Here is a 4,844-nt window from a genome sequence, read left to right as displayed (position 1 = left end):
CCGCGGTAGCTCACGAGGTCGAGGTTCACGCCGAGCAGGTCGTTGAGCGGCGCCAGGACGGTCTCGTCGCCGGCCCGGATCGCGGCGACGAACGACCCCAGCCGGAAGCAGGCGGTCGACGAGCTCTCCGCTGCCGCCGAGCGGGTCGCGGTGCCGCTGTCGGTGCCCGTGATGCCGGCGAACGCGAACGGGACCTCGGCACGGGCGACGACCCGCACCGCTGTGGGAACGCCCGCGGTCATCGCTGTGAAGCCGTTGGGGCCGATGCTGCCGAGCTCGTAGTCGAGGTCAGGGGTATTCGGACCGATCACACCCGCATTCCTGGCCAGGCTCTCGGCGCTCGCTGCGTTGAGGACCGGCGTGAGCTGGGCGACCGTGCGGCCGTCGAGCTGCCGGGCGAGGTCGAGGGCGACGACGTCGGCCACGGCCTGCACATCCGAACGCGCGACGCGTTGCATGCCCAGGTCGACGACGAACGCGCCGCTCATCATCAGCAGCGCCAGGAACACCGTCGCGAAGAGCAGCGTGGCGCCCCGCTGGTCCCGCTGGCGACCATGCCAGAGTCCCATGGTGCCTCCCCCGCTACCTGCCTGGGAGGGCGGCTCTCTCCCACCCTCTCAAGCAGGTTCGGCCGCGAAGTGCCCCTGGTCCAGCACTCCGGCCGAAGTCAGGACGAAGTCCCTAGGACTTCGGGATCTTCGGGAGCTCGATGTCGGAGGTGGCCAGCTCCTCGACGTTGACGTCCTTGAAGGTCAGCACCTTGACGTTCTTCGCGAAGCGCGCCGGGCGGTACATGTCCCACACCCAGGCATCGGCGATGGTCACCTCGAAGAAGACGTCGCCCCCTTCGGAGCGGGCCTTCACGTCGACCGTGTTGCACAGGTAGAACCGGCGGTCGGTCTCGACGACGTACTTGAAGATGCCGACGACGTCCCGGTACTCCCGGTAGAGGTTCAGTTCTTGCTCGGTTTCGTACTTCTCGAGCTCCTCGGCACTCACACCCGCACCCTAGCCGTCCGATGGTTCGAGATCCCGCAGTGACTCGGGCAAGGAGTCAGGCAGTGACTCGGGGAACGGCTCGGGGAGCGGCTCGGGGAGGGGTTCGAGCCCCGCCGCGCGGCGGACGTTCACGAACCGCATCCGGTGGACCGGCGAGGGACCGTGCTCCTCGAGCGCGGCCGTGTGCGTGGCGGTGATGTAGCCCTTGTGGGTCCGGAAGTCGTACGACGGCCACTGGTCGTCGAGCTCGACCATCAGCCGGTCCCGGGTGACCTTGGCCAGCACGGACGCCGCCGCGACGCAGGCCGCGACCCGGTCGCCCTTCCACACCGCCAGCCCGGGGGCTCCCAGCCCGTCGACGGGGAACCCGTCGGTCAGGACGTACGCCGGCGGCAGGGCCAGCTTCGCCACGGCCCTGCGCAACGCCTCCACATTGGCGACGTGCATGCCGAGCCGGTCGCACTCGTCGTGGGAGATCACCACGACCGACCAGGCGAGGGCGCGCTTCACGACCTCGTCGTAGCAGCGCTCCCGCGCGGCCGCGGTCAGCAGCTTGGAGTCAGCGAGCCCGGGGATCACGCCGGCCTTGCCCGCGGGCAGGATCGCTGCGCCGGCCACGAGCGGCCCGGCGCAGGCTCCGCGGCCCGCCTCGTCGACCCCGGCGATCGGCTCGAGCCCGTGGCGCCGCAGTGCCCGCTCGTAGCCGTAGAGGCCCGCGTCACGTCGTACCGTCGCTCCGGTGGGAAGCCTCGACATCTGCGACCTCGCTCAGGGGGTGGCGAGCTCTTCGGCTCGCTCGCGGACGTCGGCCGGCGGGTCGTCCGGAACATCGTTGAAGACCTCGGGCCGGCTGACCCAGGTCCACCGGTCGCGCGGCCAGATCAGGGTGAAGACCTTGCCGACCACCAGGTCGGTGTCCACCCACGGGCTCTGGGTGCAGGGGTCCTCGTCGGGACCGCACAGGTGGGCCCGGGAGTCCGCGGAGTGGCCGCGGTTGTCGCCGAGCACCAGCAGCTTGCCGTCCGGGATCGGACCGATGGTCCACCCACAGGGGCTGCCGAGCGCGGTCTTCTCCTTGGTGATCCACTCGTCGACCACCGCGTTGCAGGCGCCCGGGTCGGGGCCGAGGTAGCTGGACTCGTCGAGGACCTGCCCGTTGACGGAGATCCGGCCCTGCTTGTCGCAGCACACCACCACGTCGCCCGCCGTACCGATGACGCGCTTCACCAGGTGGCCGCCCGTGGGGTACAGGCCGATCTTGGAGAGCGCGCTCGCCATGCCGGTGGGGCCGACGTTGTCGGTCGGGCCGAGCCACTCGCCCGGGTCCTCGAAGACCACCACGTCGCCGCGCTGGGGCTGCTTGCCGAACCAGTAGGAGACCTTCTGGACCAGGATCCGGTCGTTCTTGACCAGGCCCGGCTCCATCGACTCCGAGGGGATGTAGAACGCCTGGACGAACAGCGCCTTGATCAGCACCGCGAGGCCCAGGGCCACCGCGAGCAGCAGGATGCTCTCCTGCCACACCGGAAGGTGCTTGCGCTCGTCCTTGCCCGCTGCCCTGCGGCCGCGACGGGACTCGTCGGCACCCGTGGCGTCGGCTTCACGGCCGGCGTCAGGTTCGGCGGCGATGTCGTCCGTGTCGTCGGTGGTCACGATGGTCGAGTCTAGGCACGCCCTGCACGGGAAATGCACGAAGGCCCGACCTTGAACGGTCGGACCCTCGTGGGAGACAAGCGCGGCAGCGCGGCGGGAGGCGTCGATGGGCAGCTTGCTGCCCCGGATCAACGCCGGAGACGCGCTCGCGCAATCAACCAGACAAGCGCGGTAGCGCGGCGGGAGGCGTCCTCGGGCAGCTTGCTGCCCCGGATCAACGCCGGAGACGCGCTCGCGCGATGTGTCAGACCTCGCGGCGCTCCTTGATCTTGGCGGCCTTGCCCTTGAGGTTGCGCAGGTAGTAGAGCTTCGCGCGACGCACGTCACCGCGGGTCACGATCTCGATGGTCTCGAAGATCGGCGAGTGGAGCGGGAAGGTCCGCTCGACACCGACGCCGAAGGAGACCTTGCGGACCGTGAAGGTACGGCCGATGCCGCCACCGTGGATACGGATGACGACGCCCTGGAAGATCTGGACACGCGAGCGGCTGCCCTCGATGACCTTCACGTGGACCTTGACGGTGTCGCCGGCGCGGAAGGCGGGGATGTCGTCACGCTTGAGCGCGTTGCCGAAGTCGGTGACGAGGGCGGGGCTGGGGTTGGTCATGATTCTCCTCGCGAATGCACACAGGTCAGCCGCGGAACATTGGAATGGGACATCGAGCTGGTGCGCGAGCGGCGATTCCCCTGTGGCAGAAGCGCTCGTTGCACCGACCCACGATCCTCCCACAGCGGGGCGTGAGCGTCTAAATCGGCGTCAGCCGCAAGAATGGCGTCCATGACCGACGCCCCGGCCCGCCGCGACTGGGCGCCGCACACCGAGGAGACCCGCCCCTGGCGGCAGCGGGTCCCCCGCGGTCCCCGGGCCGAGCGGAGGATCCGCGAGGTCACGGTCTCCCTGCCGCCGTACATCCGGGACCTGGACTACCCCATGGACCGGCCGCTGACCGCGATGGTGATGGCCAGTGCCGGAGACCTGGGCCACCTCGACCTCGTCCACGGACGGACCCTCAAGGCGCTGAACCACCTGCAGCTGCGCACCGAATCGGTCGACTCGTCGAAGATCGAGAACGTCGACGCGAGCCTGGCCGACTACGGGCGCGCCCTGCTCGGGGTCGGCGCCAACTCGTCGGCCGTGTCGATGGCCTCGGCCACCGCCGCGCTCTCCCGGATGATCCACGACGCCGACACCTCCCGGAGGATCCGGCCCGAGGCGATCCTCAAGGCACACCACGACCTGTTCCGCCGCAACCCCGACGAGGCCGAGCGGGCGGGGAAGTTCCGCACCCGGCAGAACTGGGTCGGCGGGAGTGACTACTCCCCCACCGGCGCGCTGCACGTGCCTCCGCCCCCGGAGACGGTCCCCGGCTACCTGGAGGACCTGTTCGCGTTCGCCGACCGCGACGACGTACCGCCCCTGGTGCAGGCGGCGATCGTGCACGCCCAGTTCGAGTCGATCCACCCGTTCATCGACGGCAACGGCCGGATCGGGCGCACGCTGATCCACGCGGTGCTGCGGCGCCGACGCGCGACCCGGCACCTGACCGTGCCCATCGCCTCGGCCCTGGTGTCCCACCGCGAGCGGTACTTCGCCGCGCTCAACGACTACCGCGACGGCTACGCCCAGACGCTCGTGGCCATGCTCGCCACGGCGGTCCGGATCGCGACGGCGGAGTCGTGGACGACCGCGAAGAACGTCCAGTCGATCCGTGGCCAGTGGCACGATGCCCTGGGCCGGCCGAGGGCGGGCACCCCGGTCCACCGCCTGCTCGACCTGCTCACCGAGGAACCGATCATCAACGTGCCCCTGGTGTCCGAACGCATCGACGCGTCGGAGGACACAGCGCGTACGACGATCGACACCCTCGTCGACGCACGGGTGCTCACCCGTACGGCGCGATCGCGCCAGGCGCCCGTGTGGCTCGCGACCGGCGTGCTCGACGAGGTGCACGACCTCAGCGTCCGGATCCAGACGTCGAGCCGCCGGATGCGCGAGCAATCCGCCTGACCGCAACGGTCGGAACGGCCACAGGCCCGCCCCGGAGATCCGGGACGGGCCTGCGACGTGGAGCAGGTTGTTCAGGTTGATCAGTTGATGGCGTAGCCCTCGCCGTGCAGGGCGAGGTCGATACCGGCGACCTCGTCCTCTTCCTTGGCACGGAACCCGACCGTCTTCTCGATCGCGGTGCCGA

At 70.1% G+C, this 4,844-nt stretch carries 6 protein-coding genes; 1 reads left to right on the top strand and 5 read right to left on the bottom strand.

From position 1 onward, the window contains the following. The 5 genes from ACOADB_RS26800 to rplS form a co-directional block, all read right to left on the bottom strand. Window positions 1-569, bottom strand: a 569-nt coding sequence (locus tag ACOADB_RS26800) for a pilus assembly protein TadG-related protein (protein ID WP_378606231.1), incomplete at its 3' end; no start/stop codon positions are given. A 112-nt stretch (window positions 570-681) separates the two neighbouring features. Then, a complete protein-coding gene (locus tag ACOADB_RS26795; protein ID WP_378606228.1) occupies window positions 682-999 on the bottom strand; it encodes a DUF2469 domain-containing protein in 318 nt (105 codons plus the stop codon). 9 nt (window positions 1,000-1,008) lie between these two features. Further along, on the bottom strand, window positions 1,009-1,755 hold the full coding sequence (locus ACOADB_RS26790) for a ribonuclease HII (protein WP_378606225.1): 747 nt from the start codon (window positions 1,753-1,755) through the stop codon (window positions 1,009-1,011). Between the two features lie 12 nt (window positions 1,756-1,767). Next, window positions 1,768-2,652 carry a signal peptidase I gene (gene lepB, locus ACOADB_RS26785; protein WP_378606222.1) on the bottom strand — a complete coding sequence of 295 codons (885 nt, stop codon included), beginning with the start codon at window positions 2,650-2,652 and terminating at the stop codon, window positions 1,768-1,770. Between the two features lie 244 nt (window positions 2,653-2,896). Further along, window positions 2,897-3,259 (bottom strand): 50S ribosomal protein L19, encoded by a 363-nt coding sequence (gene rplS / locus ACOADB_RS26780; RefSeq protein WP_378606219.1) that lies wholly within the window; start codon window positions 3,257-3,259, stop codon window positions 2,897-2,899. A 171-nt stretch (window positions 3,260-3,430) separates the two neighbouring features. Here rplS and ACOADB_RS26775 point away from each other — a divergent pair, with 171 nt between their 5' ends. Continuing rightward, window positions 3,431-4,660 carry a Fic family protein gene (locus ACOADB_RS26775; RefSeq protein WP_378606216.1) on the top strand — a complete coding sequence of 410 codons (1,230 nt, stop codon included), beginning with the start codon at window positions 3,431-3,433 and terminating at the stop codon, window positions 4,658-4,660. Window positions 4,661-4,844: the final 184 nt, after the last annotated feature.

Origin of the sequence: Nocardioides sp. CPCC 206348, from assembly GCF_048654705.1 — a bacterium.
Lineage (GTDB): Bacteria > Actinomycetota > Actinomycetes > Propionibacteriales > Nocardioidaceae > Nocardioides.
The sequence above is the reverse complement of the archived record's forward strand: the minus strand, read 5'-3'. Positions and strand labels throughout refer to the sequence as shown.